The organism is Actinophytocola sp., assembly GCF_035762905.1.
Lineage (GTDB): Bacteria > Actinomycetota > Actinomycetes > Mycobacteriales > Pseudonocardiaceae > DASYTH01.
On record NZ_DASUCC010000123.1, the window covers coordinates 64,454 to 85,316 of the forward strand.

At 72.8% G+C, this 20,863-nt stretch carries 24 protein-coding genes; 11 read left to right on the forward strand and 13 right to left on the reverse strand.

The window, feature by feature from the left end:
- Nucleotides 1-151 precede the first annotated feature (151 nt).
- Nucleotides 152-1,147, reverse strand: a complete 996-nt coding sequence (locus VFV67_RS25970; RefSeq protein WP_326473262.1) for a LacI family DNA-binding transcriptional regulator — start codon at nt 1,145-1,147, stop codon at nt 152-154.
- 117 nt (nt 1,148-1,264) lie between these two features.
- Between VFV67_RS25970 and VFV67_RS25975 the strand changes: the two genes are divergently transcribed.
- From VFV67_RS25975 to iolD, 9 genes are all read left to right on the forward strand, one after another.
- Complete coding sequence (locus VFV67_RS25975) at nt 1,265-2,269, forward strand: Gfo/Idh/MocA family protein (RefSeq protein ID WP_326473263.1); 1,005 nt, start codon at nt 1,265-1,267, stop codon at nt 2,267-2,269.
- Complete coding sequence (locus VFV67_RS25980) at nt 2,266-3,198, forward strand: TIM barrel protein (RefSeq protein WP_326473264.1); 933 nt, start codon at nt 2,266-2,268, stop codon at nt 3,196-3,198. Before VFV67_RS25975 ends, VFV67_RS25980 begins: the two co-directional genes overlap by 4 nt.
- Before the next feature lie 9 nt (nt 3,199-3,207).
- Nucleotides 3,208-4,224, forward strand: coding sequence for a sugar ABC transporter substrate-binding protein (locus VFV67_RS25985; RefSeq protein ID WP_326473265.1), 1,017 nt, complete (start codon nt 3,208-3,210; stop codon nt 4,222-4,224).
- Between the two features lies 1 nt (nt 4,225).
- The gene (locus tag VFV67_RS25990) at nt 4,226-5,275 is read left to right on the forward strand and encodes an ABC transporter permease (protein ID WP_326473266.1); all 1,050 of its coding nucleotides are present in this window, start codon (nt 4,226-4,228) and stop codon (nt 5,273-5,275) included.
- The gene (locus tag VFV67_RS25995) at nt 5,272-6,045 is read left to right on the forward strand and encodes an ATP-binding cassette domain-containing protein (RefSeq protein WP_326473267.1); all 774 of its coding nucleotides are present in this window, start codon (nt 5,272-5,274) and stop codon (nt 6,043-6,045) included. Before VFV67_RS25990 ends, VFV67_RS25995 begins: the two co-directional genes overlap by 4 nt.
- Nucleotides 6,046-6,169: 124 nt before the next feature.
- Entirely contained in the window at nt 6,170-7,108 is a 939-nt protein-coding gene (gene iolC, locus VFV67_RS26000) for a 5-dehydro-2-deoxygluconokinase (protein WP_326473268.1), read from the forward strand.
- The gene (locus VFV67_RS26005; RefSeq protein WP_326473269.1) at nt 7,105-8,010 is read left to right on the forward strand and encodes a Cgl0159 family (beta/alpha)8-fold protein; all 906 of its coding nucleotides are present in this window, start codon (nt 7,105-7,107) and stop codon (nt 8,008-8,010) included. Before iolC ends, VFV67_RS26005 begins: the two co-directional genes overlap by 4 nt.
- Nucleotides 8,007-8,870, forward strand: a complete 864-nt coding sequence (gene iolB, locus VFV67_RS26010) for a 5-deoxy-glucuronate isomerase (RefSeq protein WP_326473270.1) — start codon at nt 8,007-8,009, stop codon at nt 8,868-8,870. Before VFV67_RS26005 ends, iolB begins: the two co-directional genes overlap by 4 nt.
- Nucleotides 8,867-10,741, forward strand: a complete 1,875-nt coding sequence (iolD, locus tag VFV67_RS26015; RefSeq protein ID WP_326473271.1) for a 3D-(3,5/4)-trihydroxycyclohexane-1,2-dione acylhydrolase (decyclizing) — start codon at nt 8,867-8,869, stop codon at nt 10,739-10,741. The genes iolB and iolD overlap by 4 nt, the downstream gene beginning before the upstream one ends.
- 16 nt (nt 10,742-10,757) lie before the next feature.
- On the opposite strand, the gene VFV67_RS26020 is transcribed toward iolD, so the two are convergent.
- A complete protein-coding gene (locus VFV67_RS26020; RefSeq protein ID WP_326473272.1) occupies nt 10,758-10,928 on the reverse strand; it encodes a DUF3073 domain-containing protein in 171 nt (56 codons plus the stop codon).
- Between the two features lie 182 nt (nt 10,929-11,110).
- Between VFV67_RS26020 and VFV67_RS26025 the strand changes: the two genes are divergently transcribed.
- Nucleotides 11,111-12,001 (forward strand): hypothetical protein, encoded by an 891-nt coding sequence (locus VFV67_RS26025; RefSeq protein ID WP_326473273.1) that lies wholly within the window; start codon nt 11,111-11,113, stop codon nt 11,999-12,001.
- A 35-nt stretch (nt 12,002-12,036) separates the two neighbouring features.
- Here the strand turns inward: VFV67_RS26025 and VFV67_RS26030 are convergent, their stop codons facing one another.
- From VFV67_RS26030 to VFV67_RS26045, 4 genes are all read right to left on the reverse strand, one after another.
- Nucleotides 12,037-12,612 carry an aerial mycelium formation protein gene (locus tag VFV67_RS26030; RefSeq protein WP_326473274.1) on the reverse strand — a complete coding sequence of 192 codons (576 nt, stop codon included), beginning with the start codon at nt 12,610-12,612 and terminating at the stop codon, nt 12,037-12,039.
- A gap of 64 nt (nt 12,613-12,676) precedes the next feature.
- Nucleotides 12,677-13,519, reverse strand: a complete 843-nt coding sequence (locus VFV67_RS26035; RefSeq protein WP_326473275.1) for a 3-keto-5-aminohexanoate cleavage protein — start codon at nt 13,517-13,519, stop codon at nt 12,677-12,679.
- Nucleotides 13,520-13,672: 153 nt separating this feature from the next.
- Nucleotides 13,673-14,788 carry a folate-binding protein gene (locus tag VFV67_RS26040; RefSeq protein ID WP_326473276.1) on the reverse strand — a complete coding sequence of 372 codons (1,116 nt, stop codon included), beginning with the start codon at nt 14,786-14,788 and terminating at the stop codon, nt 13,673-13,675.
- Entirely contained in the window at nt 14,785-15,222 is a 438-nt protein-coding gene (locus VFV67_RS26045; RefSeq protein ID WP_414636352.1) for a Fur family transcriptional regulator, read from the reverse strand. Before VFV67_RS26045 ends, VFV67_RS26040 begins: the two co-directional genes overlap by 4 nt.
- Before the next feature lie 40 nt (nt 15,223-15,262).
- Between VFV67_RS26045 and VFV67_RS26050 the strand changes: the two genes are divergently transcribed.
- Nucleotides 15,263-16,102 carry an aminodeoxychorismate lyase gene (locus VFV67_RS26050; protein ID WP_326473277.1) on the forward strand — a complete coding sequence of 280 codons (840 nt, stop codon included), beginning with the start codon at nt 15,263-15,265 and terminating at the stop codon, nt 16,100-16,102.
- Here VFV67_RS26050 and VFV67_RS26055 read toward each other — a convergent pair.
- From VFV67_RS26055 to VFV67_RS26085, 7 genes are all read right to left on the reverse strand, one after another.
- Nucleotides 16,084-16,965 (reverse strand): biotin-dependent carboxyltransferase family protein, encoded by an 882-nt coding sequence (locus VFV67_RS26055; RefSeq protein WP_326473278.1) that lies wholly within the window; start codon nt 16,963-16,965, stop codon nt 16,084-16,086. The genes VFV67_RS26050 and VFV67_RS26055 overlap by 19 nt on opposite strands.
- Nucleotides 16,962-17,606, reverse strand: a complete 645-nt coding sequence (locus tag VFV67_RS26060; RefSeq protein ID WP_326473279.1) for an allophanate hydrolase subunit 1 — start codon at nt 17,604-17,606, stop codon at nt 16,962-16,964. Before VFV67_RS26060 ends, VFV67_RS26055 begins: the two co-directional genes overlap by 4 nt.
- A gap of 35 nt (nt 17,607-17,641) precedes the next feature.
- Nucleotides 17,642-18,262: an FABP family protein gene (locus VFV67_RS26065; protein WP_326473280.1), complete on the reverse strand. Its 621-nt coding sequence runs from the start codon at nt 18,260-18,262 to the stop codon at nt 17,642-17,644.
- A gap of 62 nt (nt 18,263-18,324) precedes the next feature.
- Nucleotides 18,325-18,942 (reverse strand): peptidoglycan-binding protein, encoded by a 618-nt coding sequence (locus VFV67_RS26070; protein WP_326473281.1) that lies wholly within the window; start codon nt 18,940-18,942, stop codon nt 18,325-18,327.
- Between the two features lie 134 nt (nt 18,943-19,076).
- Nucleotides 19,077-19,379, reverse strand: coding sequence for a DUF1416 domain-containing protein (locus VFV67_RS26075; RefSeq protein WP_326473282.1), 303 nt, complete (start codon nt 19,377-19,379; stop codon nt 19,077-19,079).
- An 18-nt stretch (nt 19,380-19,397) separates the two neighbouring features.
- On the reverse strand, nt 19,398-20,240 hold the full coding sequence (locus VFV67_RS26080) for a sulfurtransferase (protein WP_326473283.1): 843 nt from the start codon (nt 20,238-20,240) through the stop codon (nt 19,398-19,400).
- Nucleotides 20,237-20,701 (reverse strand): DUF4395 domain-containing protein, encoded by a 465-nt coding sequence (locus tag VFV67_RS26085; protein WP_326473284.1) that lies wholly within the window; start codon nt 20,699-20,701, stop codon nt 20,237-20,239. The genes VFV67_RS26080 and VFV67_RS26085 overlap by 4 nt, the downstream gene beginning before the upstream one ends.
- Nucleotides 20,702-20,863: the final 162 nt, after the last annotated feature.

A 20,863-nucleotide genomic window follows, 5' to 3' on the forward strand; every position in this document is an offset into this window, starting at 1 on the left:
CCCCGGTTCCGGTCGACGGAGTGGCTGGTTCCCGTGTCCGCCCGCCCGGTTCGCCGCCCGGCCGCGCAGCGGCCGGGCGGCGAACAGGGCGGGGCTCTGCCAGGCCAACCATCCGAACAGGGTCCGGCCCCGCGCCGTGTGCCGCGGCCGGCTAACCCGGCCGGGGCGGCGCGGTGGTGGTGCGGACCACCAGCGCGGGCCGCAGTAGGTGGCGGACCGGGTGGCTGCGCTCCTCGCGGACCCGCTGGATGAGCGCCTCGGCGGCCAGCCGGCCCATCTCCGTGCGGGGCTGGTCGACGGTGGTCAGCGAGACGTGCCGCAGGGCGGCCAGGGACGTGTTGTCGTAGCCGACCACGGAGACGTCCGCGGGGACGCGCAGGCCGGCCTCCTCCAGTGCGGAGATGGCGCCGATCGCGTTGTAGTCGTTGGCGGCGACCACGGCCGTCGGGATGCGGTCGGAGAGCAGCTCGCGAATCGCCTTGGCGCCGGCGGCGTCGGTGTACTCGCTGCGGATCACCTTGGCGGACAGGCCATGGCGGCGCATGGCGGCGAGGTAGCCGGTGCGCCGGGGCGCGGCCTGGGAGCCACCGCCGCCGTCGATGTGCACGATGTCGGTGTGGCCCAACGAGACCAGGTGGTCGACGGCGAGCGCCGAGCCGGACTGGCCGTCGTCGTTCACGGTGTCTACTGTGGACAATCGGGAGGACCGGGAGACCAGGACAAGTGGCGCCTGGGACGCGGCGACGGCGATCGCGGTGGCCGGGACCACCGGGCCGAGCAGGGCGATCCCGGCCGGCCGGAAGGAGAGCAGGCTGGCCAGCGCCTGGCGCTCGCGGCCGGCTCGCCGGCCCCCGGTGTTGATCACCAACTCGAAGCCCTGGTCCCTGGCGTAGGCGTCCAGCCCGTCGACCACCTCGGCCCAGAACGCGTTGTGCAGGTCGGACACCATCACCCCGACGAAGTGCGAGGTCCGGCTGGCCAGCGACCGGGCCATGGCGTGTGGCGAGTAGCCGAGCTCGTCGGCGGCCAGCAGCACGGCCGCCCGCCGGTGCTCGCTCACCTTCGGTGAACCGCGCATCACCAGCGAGACCAGGGCGCGGGACACGCCGGCTCGGGCGGCAACGTCCTCCATGGTCGGCCGGTCCATCACACCTCCCCAGGCGCGCCGGTCAAAACCTTGACAGCGGCCGAAGGGCCGATCAGGATTGGAGCGCTCCAACAAGTAGAGCGCTCTAACGCTGGCAAGTCAAGAAGGACGTCGAACATGCGGATCGGGGTTGCCGGGGTCGGACGCATCGGCACCATGCACGCCGCCAACCTGGCCGCGTTGCCATCGGTCGACGAGGTCCTGCTGTTCGATCCGGTGCCCGGCCGGGCCGAGCAGGCCGCCCGGACCCTCGGGCCCGGCAGCACGGCGGTGGCGACGCTGGACGAGCTGCTCGCGGCCGGCGACGGCGTGCTGGTGGCCACCCCCACCGACACCCACCCGGAGCTGCTGCGCCGTTGCCTGGCCGCGAAGGTGCCGGTGCTGTGCGAGAAACCGGTCGCCGGTGACCTGGCCGCGCTGGCCGGGCTGGTGGCGGAGGTGGAGGCGTCCGGGGTGCCGGTCCTGGTCGGCTTCCAGCGCCGGTTCGACCCGGCCGTCGTCGAGCTGCACCGCCGGATCCGGGCCGGCGACCTGGGGACGGTCTACCAGGTGCGGGCCATCGGCAACGACGCGACGCCGCCGGATCTCGGCTACCTGCCGGCCTCCGGCGGGATCTTCCGGGACCTGCTGATCCACGACCTGGACGCGGTGCCGTGGCTGGTCGGTGAGCCGGTGGTGGAGGTCTACGCGTCCGGGTCGGTGCTCGTGGACGAGGCGTTCGCGGCCGCAGACGACGTGGACAACGCGGTCGCCGTGCTGCGCTTCGCCGGCGGCGCGGTGGCCGTGCTGGTCGGCGGGCGGCACGACCCGCTCGGCTACGACCACCGGCTCGAGGTGCTCGGCAGCCGGGACTCGCTGGCCGTCGGGCTGGATTCGCGCACCCCGTTGACCTCCCTGGAACCCGGCGGCCCGGTGGCCACCGCCGATGCCTATTCCGGCTTCGCCGAACGGTTCCGGCGGGCCTACCAGGGCGAGATGGCCACGTTCGCGGACGTGGTCGCCGGCCGGGCGGAGAACCCGTCCCCGGTGCGGGACAGCCTGGTCAGCCTGCGTCTGGCCGATGCCTGCGAACGGTCCCGGCGCTCCGGAGCGCCGGTCCGGCTGGAAGGGGTTCCGGTATGAGTAGCCTTGCGAGCGAATCGTCGATGAGGCCGGACCTGTCCACCGCGAAGATCGCCGGCGCGCCGATCTCCTGGGGGGTGTGCGAAGTGCCCGGCTGGGGCCGAATGCTGGACGTGCACACCGTGCTCGGCGAGATGGCCGAACTGGGCCTGCCGGCCACCGAGCTGGGTCCGCCCGGCTACCTGCCCGAGCAGCCGGCCGAGCTGTCCGCGCTGCTCGACCGGTACGGACTGCGTCTGGTCGGCGGGTTCCTGGCCGCCGTGCTGCACGATCCCGACCAGGTGTGGTCCACAATGGACGATGTGGCCGATGTCGTCGAGTTGCTGTCCGCGGTGGGCGGCGAGGTGCTGGTGCTGGCCGCGGCCACCGGGCGGGACAGCTACGACGTCCGGCCCCAGCTGCCCGACGAGCACTGGCGGACCCTGCTGGCGACCGCCTGCCGGATCCGGGATCTGGCCGCCCGCAAGGGGTTGCGCACGGTCCTGCACCCGCACGCCGGCACGCACGTCGAGCGCAAGGCGGAGGTGGAGCGGTTCCTGGCCGACTCGGACCTGCCGCTCTGCGTGGACACCGGACACCTGCTGATCGGCGGCACCGACCCGGTGGAGCTGGTCCGCCGGCACCCGGACCGGGTCGGCCACGTGCACCTCAAGGACGTCCGGGCGGCCATCGCCGACGTGGTGCGCGCCGGGCAGATCACCTACACACACGCGGTGGGCACCGGGATGTACGTGCCGCTCGGGGACGGCGACATCAACCTGCCCGCGCTGATCCGGCTGCTGGTCGAGGCCGGTTACGACGGTTGGTACGTGCTCGAGCAGGACACCGTGCTGCCCGGGGGCTCCACGGCCGGGGACGACCGTCCACGGCGCGACACCGCGCGAAGCCTCGCGCACCTCAACACCTTTCTCAGTTGGTCACCCCGCTAGGAGACGACGATGTCCCACACCCTTGCCCTCCCGCGCACCCGCCGCAGGGGGTTGATCGGCCTGGCCGCGGCCGGCGCGCTGCTGCTCGCCGCGTGCAGCGGCCCGTCGGCCGACAATTCCAACGCCGGCCAGACCACGGCCGGCACCGGTGGCGCGCCCGAGTCCAGCGCCAACCTCCGGATCGCCGTGATCACCCACGGCGGCTCCGGTGACGCGTTCTGGAGCGTGGTCAAGAACGGCGCCGAGGCGGCCGGCCGGGACCTCGACGTCGACGTCACCTACGGCTCCGACGGCGACCCGGGCGCGCAGGCCAAGCTGATCGACAACGCGGTGGCGCAGAAGGTCGGCGGCATCGTGGTGTCCATGGCCAACCCGGACGCGTTACAGACCTCGGTGCAGAACGCGGTCAAGGCCGGCATCCCGGTGATCACGATCAACTCGGGCAGCGCCAAGAGCAAGGAGTTCGGCGCGCTCTCGCACGTCGGTCAGGAGGAGTCGATCGCCGGTGAGCAGGCCGGCGCGAAACTCAAGGCGGCCGGCAAGACCAAGCTGCTCTGCGTCATCCACGAGGCCGCCAACATCGGGCTGGCCCAGCGCTGCGACGGGGCCAAGCGCGGCTTCGGCGACGTGCAGAGCCTGCAGGTGGACCTGAACAACCCGGCCGACGTCGAGGCGCGGCTCAAGGGTGCGTTGCAGGCCGACGGCTCGATCGACGCGGTGCTCGCGCTCAACCCGCAGGTCGGGGTCTTCGCGGTGACCGCGGCCAAGGGAGCGGGCGGCAAGGCGCAGGTCGCCACGTTCGACCTCAACGGTGACGTGGCCAACGCGATCAAGGCCGGCGACATCCTGTTCGCCGTCGACCAGCAGCAGTACGAGCAGGGCTACCTGCCGGTCGTCATGCTCAAGCTGTACGTGGAGAACGCCAACACGGTCGGCGGCGGCGCCCCGGTACTGACCGGGCCGGGCTTCGTCGACAAGTCCAATGTGGACAAGGTGTCCGAGTACACGCAGCGCGGCACCCGCTGAGATGACGGTCACCGGCACGGCCGCACCGGCCGCCGACGAACGGCTCGCCCCGCCGGGAATCCTGGACCGGCTGGTGGTCCGGCCCGAGCTGGGCGCGCTGCTCGGCGCGCTGCTGGTGTTCGTGTTCTTCTCTCTGGTGACCGAGCAGTTCCTGAGCATCGGCGGCGTCGCCACCTGGCTGGACGACGCCGCCACGCTCGGCATCATGGCCGTCGCGGTGGCGCTGCTCATGATCGGCGGCGAGTTCGACCTGTCGGCCGGCGTCATGACCGCGTCCACCGCGCTGGTCACCGCGCTGCTCGCGACCAGGGCCGGCTGGAACGTCTGGCCGGCGTTGCTGGTGTCGCTGGCGTTCGCGCTGGCCGTCGGCGCGTTCAACGGCTGGCTGGTGTTGCGCACCGGGCTGCCCAGCTTCATCGTCACGCTGGGCACTTTCCTTGCCCTGCAAGGGATCAACCTGGGCGTGACCCGGCTGGTGACCGGCAGCGTGCAGGTGGCCGGGATGCGCGGCACGGACGGCTACGAATCCGCCGGTGCGGTGTTCGCGTCCACCATCGACATCGCCGGCACCGCGTTCCCGGTGTCGATCCTGTGGTGGGTCGGGGTCACCGCGGCGGCGGCCTGGCTGCTGGCCCGGACCCGGTTCGGCAACTGGATCTTCGCGGTCGGCGGGTCGGCACAGAGCTCGCGGGCGGTCGGAGTTCCGTTGGGCCGCACCAAGATCCTACTGTTCATGGGCACCGCGGCGGCCGGCTGGCTGGTCGGGTCGATGAACATCCTGCGGTTCGCCAGCGTCCAGGCGAACCAGGGCATCGGCCTGGAGTTCCAGTACATCATCGCCGCGGTGATCGGCGGTTGCCTGCTCACCGGCGGGTTCGGCTCGGCGGTGGGCGCCGCGATCGGCGCGCTGATCTTCGGCATGGCCCGGCAGGGCATCGTCTACGCCCGCTGGGACAGCGACTGGTTCATGCTGTTCCTCGGCGTGATGCTGCTGTCCGCGGTGCTGGTCAACAACGCCTTCCGGCGCCGGGCGGAGAGGGTCAGACGATGAGCCTGATCGAGGTCGCCGGCATCGGCAAGTCCTACGGCAGCGTGATCGCGCTGCGCGAGGTGTCCACCGTGGTGAACGCGGGCGAGGTCACCTGCGTGCTCGGCGACAACGGCGCCGGGAAGTCCACCCTGATCAAGATCCTGGCCGGGGTGCACCAGCACGACACCGGCACGTTCCTGGTCGACGACGAACCGGTGCGGTTCGGCTCGCCGCGCGAGGCGCTCGACCGCGGCATCGCCACCGTGTACCAGGACCTGGCGGTGGTGCCGCTGATGAGCGTGTGGCGCAACTTCTTCCTCGGCTCCGAGCCGACCGTCGGCCGCGGCCCGTTCCGGATGCTGGACCGGCGCACCGCCCGCCGGGTCAGCCGGACCGCGCTCGCGGACCTGGGGATCGACCTGCGCGACGTGGAGCAGCCGGTGGGCACGTTGTCCGGCGGCGAGCGGCAGTGCGTGGCCATCGCCCGCGCCATCCACTTCGGCGCCAAGGTGCTCATCCTGGACGAGCCGACCGCCGCGCTCGGCGTCAAGCAGGCCGGGGTGGTGCTGCGCTACGTGGCGCACGCCCGCGACCGCGGCATCGGCGTCGTGCTGATCACGCACAACCCGCACCACGCCTACCCGGTGGGCGACCGGTTCCTGCTGCTCAACCGGGGCCGCAGCCTCGGCTGCTTCGACAAGGCCGACATCACCGTGGCCGAGCTGACCCGGCAGATGGCCGGCGGCGCGGAACTGGAGGCGCTGGAACACGAGTTGCAGGCCGACCCATGAGCACCGTGAGCGGAGGCTCGGCCGCGGTGTCGGCTGGACCGAGGAGCAGTGCAGCCGCGAGGAACGAGCGGCGAGCAGCGCACGAGGGAAGCCGGTGCCAGCAGCGGCCGACCCGGAGCGAACCATGAACACAGCGTTCGACCTGCTCACCGTCGGTCGGGTGGGGGTGGACCTCTACCCGGAGCAGAGCCATGTTCCGCTTGCCAAGGTGCGCTCGTTCGCCCGGTCGCTCGGCGGCACGGCGACCAACGTGGCGGTGGCGGCGGCTCGGCTCGGCCGGCGTTCGGCGGTGCTGACCAAGGTGGGGGCCGACCCGTTCGGCGACTACGTGCGGGACGCGCTGCGCGACTTCGGGGTGTCGGCGCGGTTCGTCGGGACCGACGAGGACCTGCTGACCCCGGTGGTGTTCTGCGCGCTGGACCCGCCGGAGGACCCGCCGCTGCTGTTCTACCGGCAGCCGGCCGCGCCGGACCTGCGGCTGGTCGGGGCGGACGTGCCGTGGGACGTGGTGGGCGCGGTGCCGGTGCTCTGGGTGACCGGCACCGGGGTGTGCGCCGAGCCGGCCAGGAGCACCCAGCGCAAGATGCTGCGCTACCGCGCCCGGCGCGCACACACCGTGCTGGACCTCGACTTCCGGCCGATGTTCTGGTCCGATGTGGACACCGCCCGCCGGGAGATCGGCTGGATGCTGGACCATGTCACGGTCGCGGTCGGAAACCGGACGGAGGTCGAGGTGGCGGTCGGCACGGCGGATCCGCACCTGGCCGCCGCGCGCCTGCTGGACCGGGGCGTCACGCTGGCCGTGGTGAAGCTGGGCGGGGACGGGGTGCTGGTGGCCACCGCGGACGGGTCGTGGACCGTCCCGGCCCAACCGGTCCAGGTGGTGTGCGGCCTCGGCGCCGGCGACGCGTTCGGCGGCGCGCTGGTGCACGGCCTGTGCGCCGGCTGGGACCCGGTGCGCACCGCCCGGTTCGCCAACGCGGCCGGGGCGATCGTGGCCGGCCGGCTGGCCTGCGCGGACGCCATGCCACGGGTCGAGGAGATCGAGGAGTTGCTCGTGTGATCACCGATGCGGACTGGTCGGAGCTGCTGTACACCAGGGCGACCGATCCCGGGGCGGTGCGCAGGGCGTACGCCGAACGGGTGCGCCGGGACCGGCTGCTGTCCAAGCGCGGCACGCTGTTCCTGGTGGCGGCCGATCATCCGGCGCGCGGCGCGCTGGGCGTCCGGGACCGACCGACCGCGATGGCGCACCGGCGAACACTGCTGGACCGGCTGCTGGTGGCGCTCGCCGACCCGGACGTGGACGGGGTGCTGGCCACCCCGGACGTGATCGAGGAGCTGTTGCTGGTCAACGGGCTGCACCACAAGGTGGTGATCGGCTCGATGAACCGGGGTGGCCTGGCCGGGGCCCGCTGGGAGATCGACGACCGGTTCACCGCCTACGACGCCCAGTCCATTGTGGACTCCGGGCTGGATGGCGGAAAGATGCTGCTGCGCCTGGTCGACTCGGACGCGAGCACGGCGCCCACCCTCGAGGCATGCGCCAAGGCGGTGTCCCAACTCGCCCGGCGCGGCCGGATGGCGATGATCGAGCCGCTGCCGTACCACCGGGACGCGGCCGGGAACCTGGTGCAGGACCCCGATCCGGCGGCGCTGACCCGGGCGGTGACGGTGGCCTCCGGGCTGGGCGCCACCTCCGCGTACACCTGGCTGAAGCTGCCGGTCCCGGCCGAGGCCGCGGTGCTGGACGCGACCACGCTGCCGGTCCTGGTGCTCGGCGGGCCGCCGTCCGACCGGGTGGCCGACGACGTGGCCGGCTGGGCGGGCGCGCTGCGCCATCCGGTGGTGCGCGGCCTCGTGGTCGGCCGGACCCTGCTCTACCCGCCGGACGACGACGTGGCCGGCGCGGTCGAGGCGGCCGGAAAGATCCTGTGGGCCACGGCGAGCGGCGCACCGTCATGACGTGGCATCGGCCGCACGGCAGCCTTGCCGACGGGCCCGACCCGGTCCGGCTCGGCCCGGCGGACGCCGGCTGGAACCACACCGGGCTGCGGGTGCTGCGGCTGGCTGCGGGCGAGCGGCGGGCGCTGGCCACCGAGGAGTTCGAGGCGTTCGTGCTGCCGCTGTCCGGCTCGGTCACCGTCGAGGCCGGCGGCGCCCGGTTCGACCTGGCCGGGCGCGCCTCGGTGTTCAGCCGGGTCACCGACTTCGCCTACCTGCCAAGGGATGCCGACGCCGTTCTGTCCACAGTGGACGGATGTGAGCTTGCGCTGCCGATGGCCCGGTGCACCCGGACGCTCACCCCGCGATACGGACCGGCCGAGGCGGTGCCGGTCGAGGTGCGCGGCGCCGGCAGCGCCACCCGGCAGGTCACCAACTTCGGGGTGCCCGGCGTCTGGGAGCACGCCGACCGGCTCAGCGCCTGCGAGCTGATCACCCCGGACGGCAACTGGTCCTCCTACCCGCCGCACAAGCACGACCACACCGCGCCGTGCCCGGTGGCCAACGAGGAGATCTACTACTTCCGGATCGCCGGGGAGAACGGGTTCGGCCTGCACCGCACCTACACCGGCGACGGCGAGATCGACGAGAACGTCGTGGTGCGCGACGGCGACGTGTTCCTGATCCCGCGCGGCTACCACGGTCCGTGCGTGGCCGCGCCCGGCTACCCGATGTACTACCTGAACGTGCTGGCCGGGCCGGGGGAGCAGCGGTCCATGGCGTTCTGCGACGACCCGGCGCACACCTGGGTGCGCGACGCCTGGGCCGGCCAGCCGCCCGACCCACGCTGCCCGGTCACCAGCGCGGAGGGGACGAGATGAGGCAGACCACGTCGCAGGCCCTGGTCCGCTGGTTGGCGGCGCAGCGCGGCGAGCTGCTGGACGGCACCGCGGTGCCGCTGTTCCCGGCCGTGTTCGCGATCTTCGGGCACGGCAACGTGCTCGGCCTAGGCACCGCGCTCGACGAGCACCGGGACGCGCTGCCGGTCTGGCGCGGGCACAGCGAGCAGGGGATGGCGCTGGCCGCGGTCGGACTGGCCCGGGCCGCGCAGCGCCGCCAGGTCGGGGTGGCCACCTCCTCGATCGGGCCGGGCGCGCTGAACATGGTGACCGCGGCCGGCGTGGCGCACGCCAACCGGCTGCCGCTGCTGCTGCTGCCCGGCGACACGTTCGTCAACCGGGCGCCGGACCCGGTGCTGCAACAGGTCGAGCACTTCGGCGACCCGACCGCGACGGTGAACGACGCGTTCCGCGCGGTCAGCCGCTACTTCGACCGGATCACCCGGCCCGAGCAGCTGATCGCCACGCTGCCGCAGGTGGCCCGGGTGCTCACCGACCCGGCCGACTGCGGGCCGGTGACCCTGGCCCTGCCGCAGGACGTGCAGGCCGAGGCCTACGACTTCCCGGACGCGCTGTTCCAGCCGGTCACCCACGTTCCGCCGCGCCCGCGCCCGGACCGCCGCGCGCTGGCCGAGGCGGCGCAGGCGGTGCGCCGGTCCCGCCGGCCGCTGCTGGTGCTCGGCGGCGGGGTGCGCTACTCGGGCGCGGCCGCCGCTGCGCTCGCGCTGGCCGAGCGGCACGGCTTGCCGGTCACCGAGACCACCGCCGGCCGCACCCTGGTCCCGCACGGGCACGCGCTGCACGCCGGCCCGCTCGGCATCACCGGCTCGGCGTCGGCGAACGCGCTGGCCGGCGCGGCCGACCTGGTGCTCGCCGTCGGCACCCGGCTGCAGGACTTCACCACCGCGTCCTGGTCGCTGTTCGGCGCCGGCAGCCGGCTGGTGACGATCAACACCGCCCGGTTCGACGCGGTCAAGCACGGCGCGCTGGCCGTGGTGGCCGACGCCGCCGCCGGCCTGGAGGAGTTGGGCGCCGAGCTGGCCGGCTGGGCCGCGGATCCGGAGTGGACCGCCCGGGCCGGCGTCGAGCGGGCCCGCTGGGACGGTCACATCGACGGGCTGCGCGCACCCGACACCGACCCGCCCAGCTACGCCCAGGTGGTCGGCGTGGTCAACGAGGCGAGCGGTCCGGACGACTACGTGATGACCGCCGCGGGCGGCCTGCCCGGCGAGCTGATCGGCGGCTGGCGCGCGGCCGGCCGGCCCGGCGAGCCGACCATGGACGTGGAGTACGGGTTCTCCTGCATGGGCTACGAGCTGGCCGGTGCGTGGGGCGCGGCGATGACCCGGGCCGCCACCCACCCGGACGGCGTCGTGACGACCCTGCTGGGTGACGGGTCCTACCTGATGCTCAACGCCGAGCTGTTCTCCGCCGCGTTCGCCGGGCACGGCTTCGTCGCCGTCCTCTGCGACAACGACGGGTACGCGGTGATCGACCGGCTGCAACGCGGTCAGGGTGGCGCGCCGTTCAACAACATGTACGCCGACTGCCGGACCGCGCTGGACCGTCCGTCCCGGGTGGACTTCGCCGCGCACGCCGCCGCGCTCGGCGCCACCGTGCTCGCCGCCGACGGGCTGGACGCGCTGCGGTCCGGCTATGCGCAGGCCCGCGCGCACGCCCGGGCCGGGCGCCCCGCCGTGGTCGTGGTCCGCACCCGGCCGGACGCCTGGACCGATGCCGGCGCCTGGTGGGAGGTGGGGGTGCCGCAGACCGCGGAGCGGTCGGCCGTCACGGACGCCAGAACCGCACTTGACCAGGCAAAAGCCCGGCAAGTGCGGTATCTGGCCCGCTAGGCGGAGTCAGGACGGCTCAACGACGGTAGGCGTCGTAGTCGTCCTCGTCATGCATGTCTTCCCGGTCGTCGTCCGACGGCTGCCCAGACAGCTCCCGCTGCAGCGCCTCGAAGTCCGTGTGGGGAGTGCTGTACTTGAGCTCTCGGGCTACCTTCGTCTGCTTAGCCTTCGCCCGGCCGCGCCCCATGGCTCGACCCCCTCGCACAGTGACGGGGCGGCCGGGGGAATCGGCGGCCCCGTTTATCTCGACAATTGGTTCCTGTAACTACCGTACCGTGCCGACCGGGTTCGATGCGACGCGGCCGAGCCGCGAGATCGACAGATCGCCCCACGGTGAACGGTCCCGGCGGTCGTGACACGATGCCACTCGTGCCACGTCCGTTCGTCGCCTACCTGAGGGTGTACGAACCGTTGTCGTCCTTCGACGGACCGTTGGCCGAACTTCTCCGCGAAGCGCTGGAAACCGGACATCTGGACTACGCCACGGCCGGCGAACGGGAGCGGGCCCTGTGGTTGAGGTCACAGCTGGCCAACCCGCCGACGCTGCTGCCCGGCGAGCTGCCGGACGGGCGGTCGGCCCCGAGCGCCCTGCGTGACCTGCTGGTCCTCGACCCGGCCGAGGTGCCGATCGAGGACGCCACGGTCGGGCCGGGTCCGCTGATCTGCCCGCTGGACCTGCGCGCCCGGTCGGCCGCCGCGCTGATCGGGTTCCTCGCCTCCGCCTCGCCCGCGCTGCGCAACGCCGCGCTCACCGTGTCGCTTGACGACGTCCGGGAGCGCGCCTCGGCGGTGCTGTCCGATCTGCCCAGCGGTGCGGTGCACGTGGTGTCCACCACATGGACGGTGCCGCTGCCCTGGTTCGCGCTGGTCGACCCGGACCACCGGCACCTGGTGATGGCCGGCCGGACCGACCCGCGCCGGCAGGTGTGCTGGCGGATCGCGATGGCCGACGCGCGGCGCCGGGTCACCCGGGCGCACACGCTGGCCGTGCGCACCTTCGGCGAGCAGGGTCCGACCAAGGTGCTGCAGGACACCGGCCGCTGGCTGGAGCACTTCCACGAGGGCTCGGCGGTCGAGCTCGACTACGGCGGGCTGGTCCAGTTGCTCGACGACGACGAGCTGGTGGCCGACTCCTCCGCCGAGGACGTGAACGCGATCATCGAGGCGCTCGAGGTGCAGAACGTCGAGGAGGTCGCCACCCGCTTCGAGCGCCTCCGCGACTTCTGGGGCGAGCTCGCCATGCGCGAAAGGTTCAACTAACCCGGGTATGTCAGATGGTGCCGGCAAAACCCCGGCTACTCGGACGGTTCGTCGGGTTTGGCGCGTTCGGCGGCGAGGAGGTCGTCGACCGAGGCGCTGCCGGCCCGGTACCGGTTGGCGATCTCCTCGTTGAGCTGGTCCATCACCGCCTGCACCTCGCGCCTGCGCTGGGACACCGAGGACTCCTCGGCGACGTAGGTGCGCAGGGCGAGGTCGAGGCGCTCGTCCGGCAGGGCGGCGACGTCGGTCAGGTCGGTGTCGGAGACCAGCGCCTCGATGTGCCTGCGGTGCGATTCGGCCCGGGACGGCTCAAAGGACTGATGCCGTCCCGAGCCCATGGCCGGGGCGACCGCCTTGTCCGCGAGGATCTTGGCGAGCTGATCGACCACCGGCTCGGAGCCGCCCTCGGCCCGCCGGCGCAGCTCCGCCTTGACGATGTCGATCCGGCCGTGCAGCAGCCGGCGCAGGTAGGACAGGTCGGTCTCCTCCTGCGCCGCGTCGTCGCGCCTGGCCCGCACCTCGACCAGATCGAGCCGGTCGAGATCGGCAATGTAGTCCGGGGAGAGCACGCGGTCGATGCGCCTGCGCCCACCAGGACGGACTTCGATCACGGGCACATCTTCCGGGAACCCCATCGGCCACGCCACCCCGGCTCCCGAAAATAGCGCTCCGACATCACGAGTTGCTCTGTGAGACGCCGAGAAGTTCGCGGACCTCGCCGGCCGGCAGCGGGGGTCGCTGGGCGATCCGGGCGAGCCCCGCGGCCCGGGCCACCAGCTGCGCGTTGTCCTTCACCCGCTCGCCCCGGGCGTAGCTGATCGTGTCCTCCATGCCGACCCGGAGATGCCCGCCCGCGGCCAGCGCGGCGAACATCACCGGCAGCGTGGTCCGGCCGATCCCGGTCGCGGAGAACGTGGCCCCGTCCGGAATCGCCCGCAGCGCCGCGACCAGCGTCTCGGCGTCGCCCGGCATCCCTCCCGGCACGCCCATCACCAGGTCCACGTGCACGTGCCCGCCGGCCGGCAACCCGTGCTCGTCGAGCAGCCGGCGCAGGCTGGCCAGCTGACCGATGTCGAAGATCTCGTACTCCGGCACGATGCCCCGCTCGCGCATCCGGTTGTGCAGCTCGACCACGAACTCCCAGCGGTTCATGAACACGTCGTCGCCGAAGTTGACCGTGCCCATCGTGCACGATGCGGAGTCGGGCAGGGCGTCGAGCACCCGGAGCCGGTCCTCCTCCGGATCGGTGACCGCGCCGCCGGTGGACAGCTGCACCACCAGGCTGGTCTGCTCGCGCAGCGCCGTCACCGTGTCCCGCAACAGCTCAAGGTCGAGCGTCGGGCGGGCGTCCGCGCCGCGGACGTGCACGTGGATCATGCTCGCCCCGACCCGTTCACAGTCCCGCGCCGTCGCCACCAGCTCGTCCAGCGTGACCGGCAGGTTGGGCACGTCGGACTTGGCGTGCTCGGCTCCGGTCGGCGCGACCGTGATCAGGGTTCCCGGTGTCGACGGTGACATGACTGGTCCGCCGCTCCGGGTTTTACCGCCGTTGTCACGTTCCAGCCAGTGGTGCTGGTCAGCGGGTTGATTGTGGCTCGGTGTCGTCACGGTGCCCCTGAGGTTGCGTTGGTTGGTCCGATACTTGCTCGATGATCCACTGTGTGGCAGGCGCTAGCCGTGCAGTCGGCGGGCGGCCTCGCGGCCGAGCCCGGGGGTGTCCGCCGGCACCGAGTCCGGGTCGATCGACGCCTGCACGGTGCGTTCCGGCGCCCCGGCGACCAGCTCGGCATCGACCGGAACCGAACGCTTGACCAGCGCAAGCGCGATCGGTCCCAGTTCGTGGTGCTGCGCGACGGTGCCCACCCGGCCGACCGCCCGCCCGGCCAGCGTGACCGGATCCCCGGTCTGCGGCAGCGCATCGGCCGAGCCGTCCAGGTGCAGCAGCAGCAGGGCGCGCGGCGGGCGGCCGATGTTGTGCACCTTGGCCACCGTCTCCTGACCGCGGTAGCAGCCCTTGGCCACGTGCGCGGCGCCCGGGACCCAGCCGGTCTCGTGCGGGATGGTCCGCTCGTCGGTGTCCACGCCCAGCCGGGGCCGGCGCGCCTCGGTACGCAGCGCCTCGAAGCCCCAGCTGCCCATCGGCCGCGCGCCGGAGCCGGTCAGCCGGTCCCACCACTCGGTCAGGGAATCCCGCGGTACCAACAGATCCGCCGCGGCCACGCCCGGCCACGGCATCCGGCGCACCAGCACGCCGGTTCCGGTCACCGCGTACTCGCCGTCCGCTATGGACAGTCCGGTTCGGTCGAGCAGCTCGCCGATACCGGGCCCGACCACCGACAGCACGGCCCGCTCCGCGGTGCCGTCGGTGACCTCCACCTTCGACCAGAACCGCATGGCGTCCAGGTAGTCCAGCAGCGACTGGGTCTCGCCGCGGGCGCCGGTGGCCCGCGCGCCGGGCTCGGTGTCCAGCCACACCGTGTCGCCGGCGTGCGCGAGCACCATGTGCGCGTCCACCCGGCCGTGGCTGTCCAGCACCAGCGCCTCGGTGCCGGCGCCCTCGGCCAGACCCGTGACGTGCTGGGAGATCACCAGATGCAGCCAGGACAGCCGGTCATCGCCGGTCACCGCGATCACCTCGCGGTGCGAGCGGTCCACCACCGCCACCGAGCGGGCCGCCGCGCGCTGCTCGGCGAACGGATCGCCGAAATGCCATGGCACTCCGGGGTCCGGCGAGCCGTCCGGCGCGGCCACCGCGCCGGGCTGGTCCAAGATCGGTGAATCGGTCACCGGGCCTCCTGTCCGGTGCACTCCCGGCACGAGCCGGACAGCGCGAGATGGCTGGGGTCCAGGGCGAAGCCGTAGCGTTCGCACAGCGTCGCGGCCAGCGGGTCCATGATCTCCCTCGGCGCCTCCTGCACCCGGCCGCAGGCGTGGCAGACCAGGTGCACGTGTTGGTGCTCGTGCACCGAGTAGCTGGGCGCACCGTGCCCGAGGTGGGTGTGCCGCACCACGCCGAGGCTCTCCAGCAGTTCGAGCGTGCGGTAGATCGTGGTGATGTTCACCGTCGGCGTGCTGCGTTGCACGTGCTGGCAGATCTGTTCCGGGGTGGCGTGCCCGAGATCCTGCAGCGCCTCCAGCACGAACTGTCGTTGCGGCGTCATCCGCATCCCGCGCTGGTGCAGCGTCTCGCGCAAGGCCGAACGCCCGCTCGCGGTGTCCACAACACCGATCGTAGGCGCCGTCCCTAGGTAGGCTCTCGACATGCACGTGCTGGCGATGCTCGATGGAACCCTGGCCGACCCCGAGGCGGCGCACATCCGGGTCGACGACCTGGGCCTGCTGCGTGGTGACGGCGTGTTCGAGACGATCCTGGTCGTGGACGGCAAGCCGCGCGAGCTCGGCCCGCACCTGGACCGGATGGCCCGCTCGGCCGCGATGCTCGAGCTGCCCGAACCCGACCGCGCCGCCTGGCAGCGCTGCGTCGACGTGGTGCTCGGCGCCTGGCAGGGCGGCGCGGAGATGGCGCTGCGGCTGATCTACACCCGCGGTCCGGAGTCCGGCGGTCCGCCGACCGGCTTCGCCCTCGGCGGCCCGATCCGGGCGAAGGTGTTGCGCAACCGGGAGAGCGGTGTGGCCGCGGTGACCCTGGACCGGGGCTTCCACCCGGACATCGTGGCCGCCGCGCCGTGGCTGCTGCTCGGCGCGAAGTCGTTGTCCTACGCGGTGAACATGGCCGCGATGCGCTACGCCGAGGCGAACGGCGCCCAGGAGGCGATCTTCGTCGGGTCCGACGGGTCGGTGCTGGAGGGCCCGACGGCCACCGTGGTGATCGCCGACGGCAACACCCTGCGCACCACGCCGCCGACCAGCGGGATCCTGCCGGGAACCACTCAGGCGGCGCTGTTCCGGGCGGCGGAGAAGGCCGGCTGGAGCACCAAGGTCGAGCCGTTGCGGGTGGCCGACCTGCGCGCCGCGGACGGGTTGTTCATGGCCTCCAGCGTCCGCAAGATCACCCGGGTGCACACCCTGGACGGCGCCGCGCTTGCCGACGTGCCGGACCTGCACGCCGAGCTGAACAGGCTCTACGAGTCGGAGTACTGACCGGCCGGCCGGAACAGGATCGCGGTGCCTGGACGGGCCTGGCCGAGCGCCGGCAGCGCGTCCGGCCGGACCACCCCGATCACCGGGTAGCCGCCGGTGGTCGGATGGTCGGCCAGGAAGATCACCGGCCGGCCGCCGGCCGGCACCTGCACCGCGCCGGTGACCACGCCCTCGCTGGGCAGCTCGGTCTCGGCGTACCGGGCCGCGCGGCGCAGCGGCAGGCCGACCAGCCGCACGCCCACCCGGTTGCTCTGCGGCGAGACCGTCCACTCGCCGCCGGCCAGCTGCGCGCCCGGATCGTCGAACCAGTCCGCCCTCGGGCCGAGCAGCACCGGCACGGTCAGCCGGTCCGGCGCCCGGACCGGGGCCAGCTCGTCGGCGCCGGTCGGCGGGCCGGCCGGGTTGCCGAGCGGCAGTACGTCCCCCGGGCGCAGCGGCTCCGGGCCGATGCCGGAAAGCGTGTCGGTGGCCCGCGAACCCAGCTCGGCCGGCACCTCGACGCCGCCGGAGATGCCCAGGTAGCAGCGCAGTCCGGTGGCCGGGGCACCGATCTCCAACTCGGCGCCGGGCCGCAGGTGCACCGGCGCGTGCGAGCCCACCGCCCGGCCGTCGACGGTCACCGGTACCGCCGGCCCGGTCACGGCGACCGTGCACGAACTCTCCGCGCGTATGCGCAGCCCGCCGAGCAGCGCCTCGATCCCGGCGAGGTGCTCCGGGTTGCCGGCCAGCCGGTTGGCCAGCCGCAACGCCGGTCCGTCCAGCGCGCCGGACGGCGGCACCCCGAGGTGCGCACTGCCCGGCCGGCCCAGATCCTGGATCAGCGTCTGCGGCCCGGTGGCCAGCACGGTGATCGCGCGCCTCATGAGGTGTTGCCCCCGGCCACCTCGAACCGCACCAGGTCACCCGGGGCGAGCAGTGCGGCCGGGTCGCGGAGCGGGTCGAACAGTGGTTCGGCGGTGTCGGCCAGCCGGGCGATCAGCCGCCACCCGCCCGGCGAGGACCGCGGGTAGGCCCCGGTGAACTCCCCGGCCACGCCGATCGCGCCGGCCGGCACCCGTTCCCGCGGCGAGTCCAGCCGGGCCTGGCGCAGCGGTTCCGGCAGCCCGGACAGGTAGCCGAACCCGGGCGCGAAGCCGCAGAACGCCACCGTGTAGTCGGCTTCGCTGTGCAGCCGCACCACCTCGCCCGGACCCACCCCCGCGGTCCGCGCCACCAGGTCGAGATCGGGACCGTCGTAGACCGCGGGCAGCACCACCCGGCGCGGCGCTCCGGCCGGCGGATGCTCGAGATCGGCGTGGTCCAGCACGGCGCGCAGCCGCTGCCGCCCGCCGGTGCCGGGCTCGAAGCAGGCCAGCACGGTGCGCGCGGCCGGCACCAGCTCGACCAGGCCGGGCAACTCGCCCCGGCCGGCCGCCGCCGCGAGCGCCGCCCGGACCGCCGCCACCTCCCCCAGTGTGTCCAGCTCGACGAGCACCGCGTCCGTACCGCACCGCAGCAACCGCACGTAACGACCCTAACGCCCGCGAACCCCGGCGCGGGTCAGCCGGCGACCCGGCGCAGGTAGGCGGAGGTGTGTGGCTGGAGCTGCTGGCCCATCATGGCGCGCTCCTCGACGTAGGCCAGGTCGCCGTTGTTCACCAGGCCGTAGAGCCGCTTGGCGCCGGTGACGTCCTTGGCCGACGCGGTGCGGATGACCGCGTCGGTGGCGAGCTCCCAGGAGGTCTGGGTGCGCGGCTCGCCAAGGAAGATCTCGACGATCCCGCTGGAATGGGCGAGCAGCAGCTCGATGGTCTCGTCCGGCTGCGGCCGCCACCAGCCCACCTCGCGGGCCGCCGGCCGGATGATCCTGCCGTCCGCGTCCAGCAGCCAGGCGCGCGCCTCGTGCTGCACGAACGGCCGGCCGTCGTGGCTGACCGTGAGCTGCTGGCCGAACCGGAACGGGCCCTCGATGGTCGGGTAGACCACCTCGCCCTCGCCGCGCCACACCCCGACCAGCGGCAGCAGCGGCAGGCAGGCGGGGTGCAGATCCGGGCCCTCCCGCAGGTTCGCCGTGTCGTTGGGCACCGGTAGGTCGTCCCACCACGGAATGTTGCGATGCCGGGTCGTCTCGGCCCGCTCGGCCGCCGCCCGCATCGCAGCGTCGCCACTGCTCTCGGTCATCAGTGGCTGAGGATAGCCGCACGTGGGGCAGCCGGAGTCCGGCCGCCCCACGCCGTGCGGGTTCAGCAGCCCCAGCCGCCGCTGATCGAGATGACCTTCGTCATCGCCGCCCAGGTCTTGACCCCCACGATCCCGCTCGCCCGGATCCCGTTGGCCTTCTGGAACCGCTGCACCTGCCGCCGCAACTCCGGGTCGTACCAGGTGAAGTCGAAGTCCCAGTACCCGTAGATGCGACCGATGTGGTCCCGCACGATCCCGACCTTGAACCGGTCGCGCTCGCCCGGGTGCACGGAGAAGTCCGGCCGGTGTGACTTCGTGGTTGCCGCCTCGGACATCGAGCCGACCAGCGCCTGCCAGGTCCGCGAACCCACGATGCCGCTGGGGTTGATGCCGTTCTTGCGCTGGAAGTCCTGCACGGCGGCCAGGGTCCGGGTGCCGTAGTACCCGGTGCCGGTCAGCCCGTAGCCCCGGTTCTTCAGGTTGAGCTGCAGGCCCTGCACGACCGTGCCGCTCTGTCCGAACCGGACCTGCGGCAGCGTGCCGGCGAAGGCCGCCGACCGGTGCTGCGGCTCGCCGCATGCCGAGGCCACTCCGGCGCCCGCGGTCAGACCCAACCCGGTGAGCACAGTGGCGAACAATCCGAGCAGGATTGTGCGCACGCCGAATCGACGCGTTTTCATCGAATTCCCCTCAGTATTTCCGGACCTTCGTGGTCCGCTCACCAGGAAGGACGCCGAGGGGCCCGGGGAGTTGGTCACCGAGAAATAACGAAACCCGCGCGGCGGTGCCGCGCGGGTTTCGTCTGTGTTCGGGGTCAGCCGACCGTGATCGCCACCGGGTGCAGACCCGGGCCGTCCGCGCTCACCTTGGCCTCGCCGTTGCCGGAGCGGTGCAGCGCGCGCACCGTCCAGTCACCGGGCGCGGCATAGAACAGGAACGCGCCCTCGGGCGAGGACACCACCTCGGCGGTGAACTCCCCGCCGGCGTCGAGCAACCGGACGAACGCGCCGGCCACCGGTGCGCCGGCCGCGGTCACCCGGCCGCTGACCACGACCTCCTTCTCGATGTCCACACCGGCGGGCAGCTCGGCGCTCTGCTCAGGGGCTCCGCAACTCATGGGTTTCTCCTTCGGGACTCAGCGCGCGCCCGGGCCGATCTCCACCGGCACGCCGACCAGTGAGCCGTACTCGGTCCACGAACCGTCGTAGTTCTTCACGTCGGGGTGGCCGAGCAGCTCGTGCAGCGCGAACCAGGTGTGCGAGGAACGTTCGCCGATGCGGCAGTAGGCGATGGTCGCCTTGGACTCGTCGATGCCGGCCTCCGCGTACAGCGCGCGCAGCTCGTCGTCGCTGCGGAACGTGCCGTCCTCGTTGGCCGCCTTGCTCCACGGAACGTTGATGGCGCTCGGGATGTGCCCGCCCCGCTGCGCCTGCTCCTGCGGCAGGTGCGCGGGAGCGAGCAGCTTGCCGGAGAACTCGTCCGGCGAGCGCACGTCGACCAGGTTCTTGGCGTTGATCGCGGCCACCACCTCGTCCCGGAACGCCCGGATGGTGGTGTCCTGATCCCTGGCCGAGTATTCGGTCTCGTCCCGCTTGGCCGGGTCGGTGACCAGCGGGCGGCCGTCCAGCTCCCACTTCTTGCGGCCGCCGTCGAGCAGCTTCACCGCGTCGTGGCCGTACAGCTTGAAATACCAGTAGGCGTACGCGGCGAACCAGTTGTTGTTGCCCCCGTAGAGGATCACCGTGTCGTCGTTACCGATTCCCTTGGCGGACAGCAGCTTCTCGAAGCCGGCCCGGTCGATGAAGTCCCGGCGCACCGGGTCCTGCAGCTCCTGCTTCCAGTCCACCTTCACCGCACCCGGGATGTGGCCCGTGTCGTAGGCGGCGGTGTCCTCGTCCACCTCGACGAACACCACGCCCGGCGTCTCGAGGTTCTCCTCGGCCCACTGGGCGGTGACCAGCACGTCTTCGCGGCTCATGGGAGCGTACTCACTTTCTGTGTCATTAGGACGGTCGAAGAAGATGGGGCCAGGCGGCGCAGCAACAGGTAGGTCTCACAGCCGAGGCAGAACCCGAAGGCGGCGTTGAGGAACGCCGCGCCGAGGGCGAGCGCGGTGGCGGCCGCGCCGAGCCAGCCCGCGCCCGCGGCGTAGCCCAGCACGCCGACCACCGCGAAGCCGAACCCCATGCCCTGAGCGAACCGCAGCGGCGCCGCCGCCTCCCGGTCGCCGGCCGGCCGGAGCCGAGGGGCCACCAGGTGGCGGTAGAGCAGCGAATACGGGGCGTAGCGCAGGCCGGCGAACGCACCGATCGCGAACACCACGGCCTGCGCGGCGAGCAGCGGCCAGGAACCGGTGAGCAGCACCGCGGCGAGCACCACGGTGGTCACCCACGCGGCGAACCGCGGACCTCGTGGATCAACGGACGGACCTGCGGACATGTGTGGCCTCCTGAGCATGGGCACCGGGAGTCGGCCCTGACCGGCGGCGAGCGATGGACGGCGGGGACGGCCGCGTACCGCCTGGTCAGTCAGTCGCCAGACACAGGCTGCTGTCCACGCGGCAGTAGTCCACCGCGCGGCGCCTGGTCAGCAACGCACACA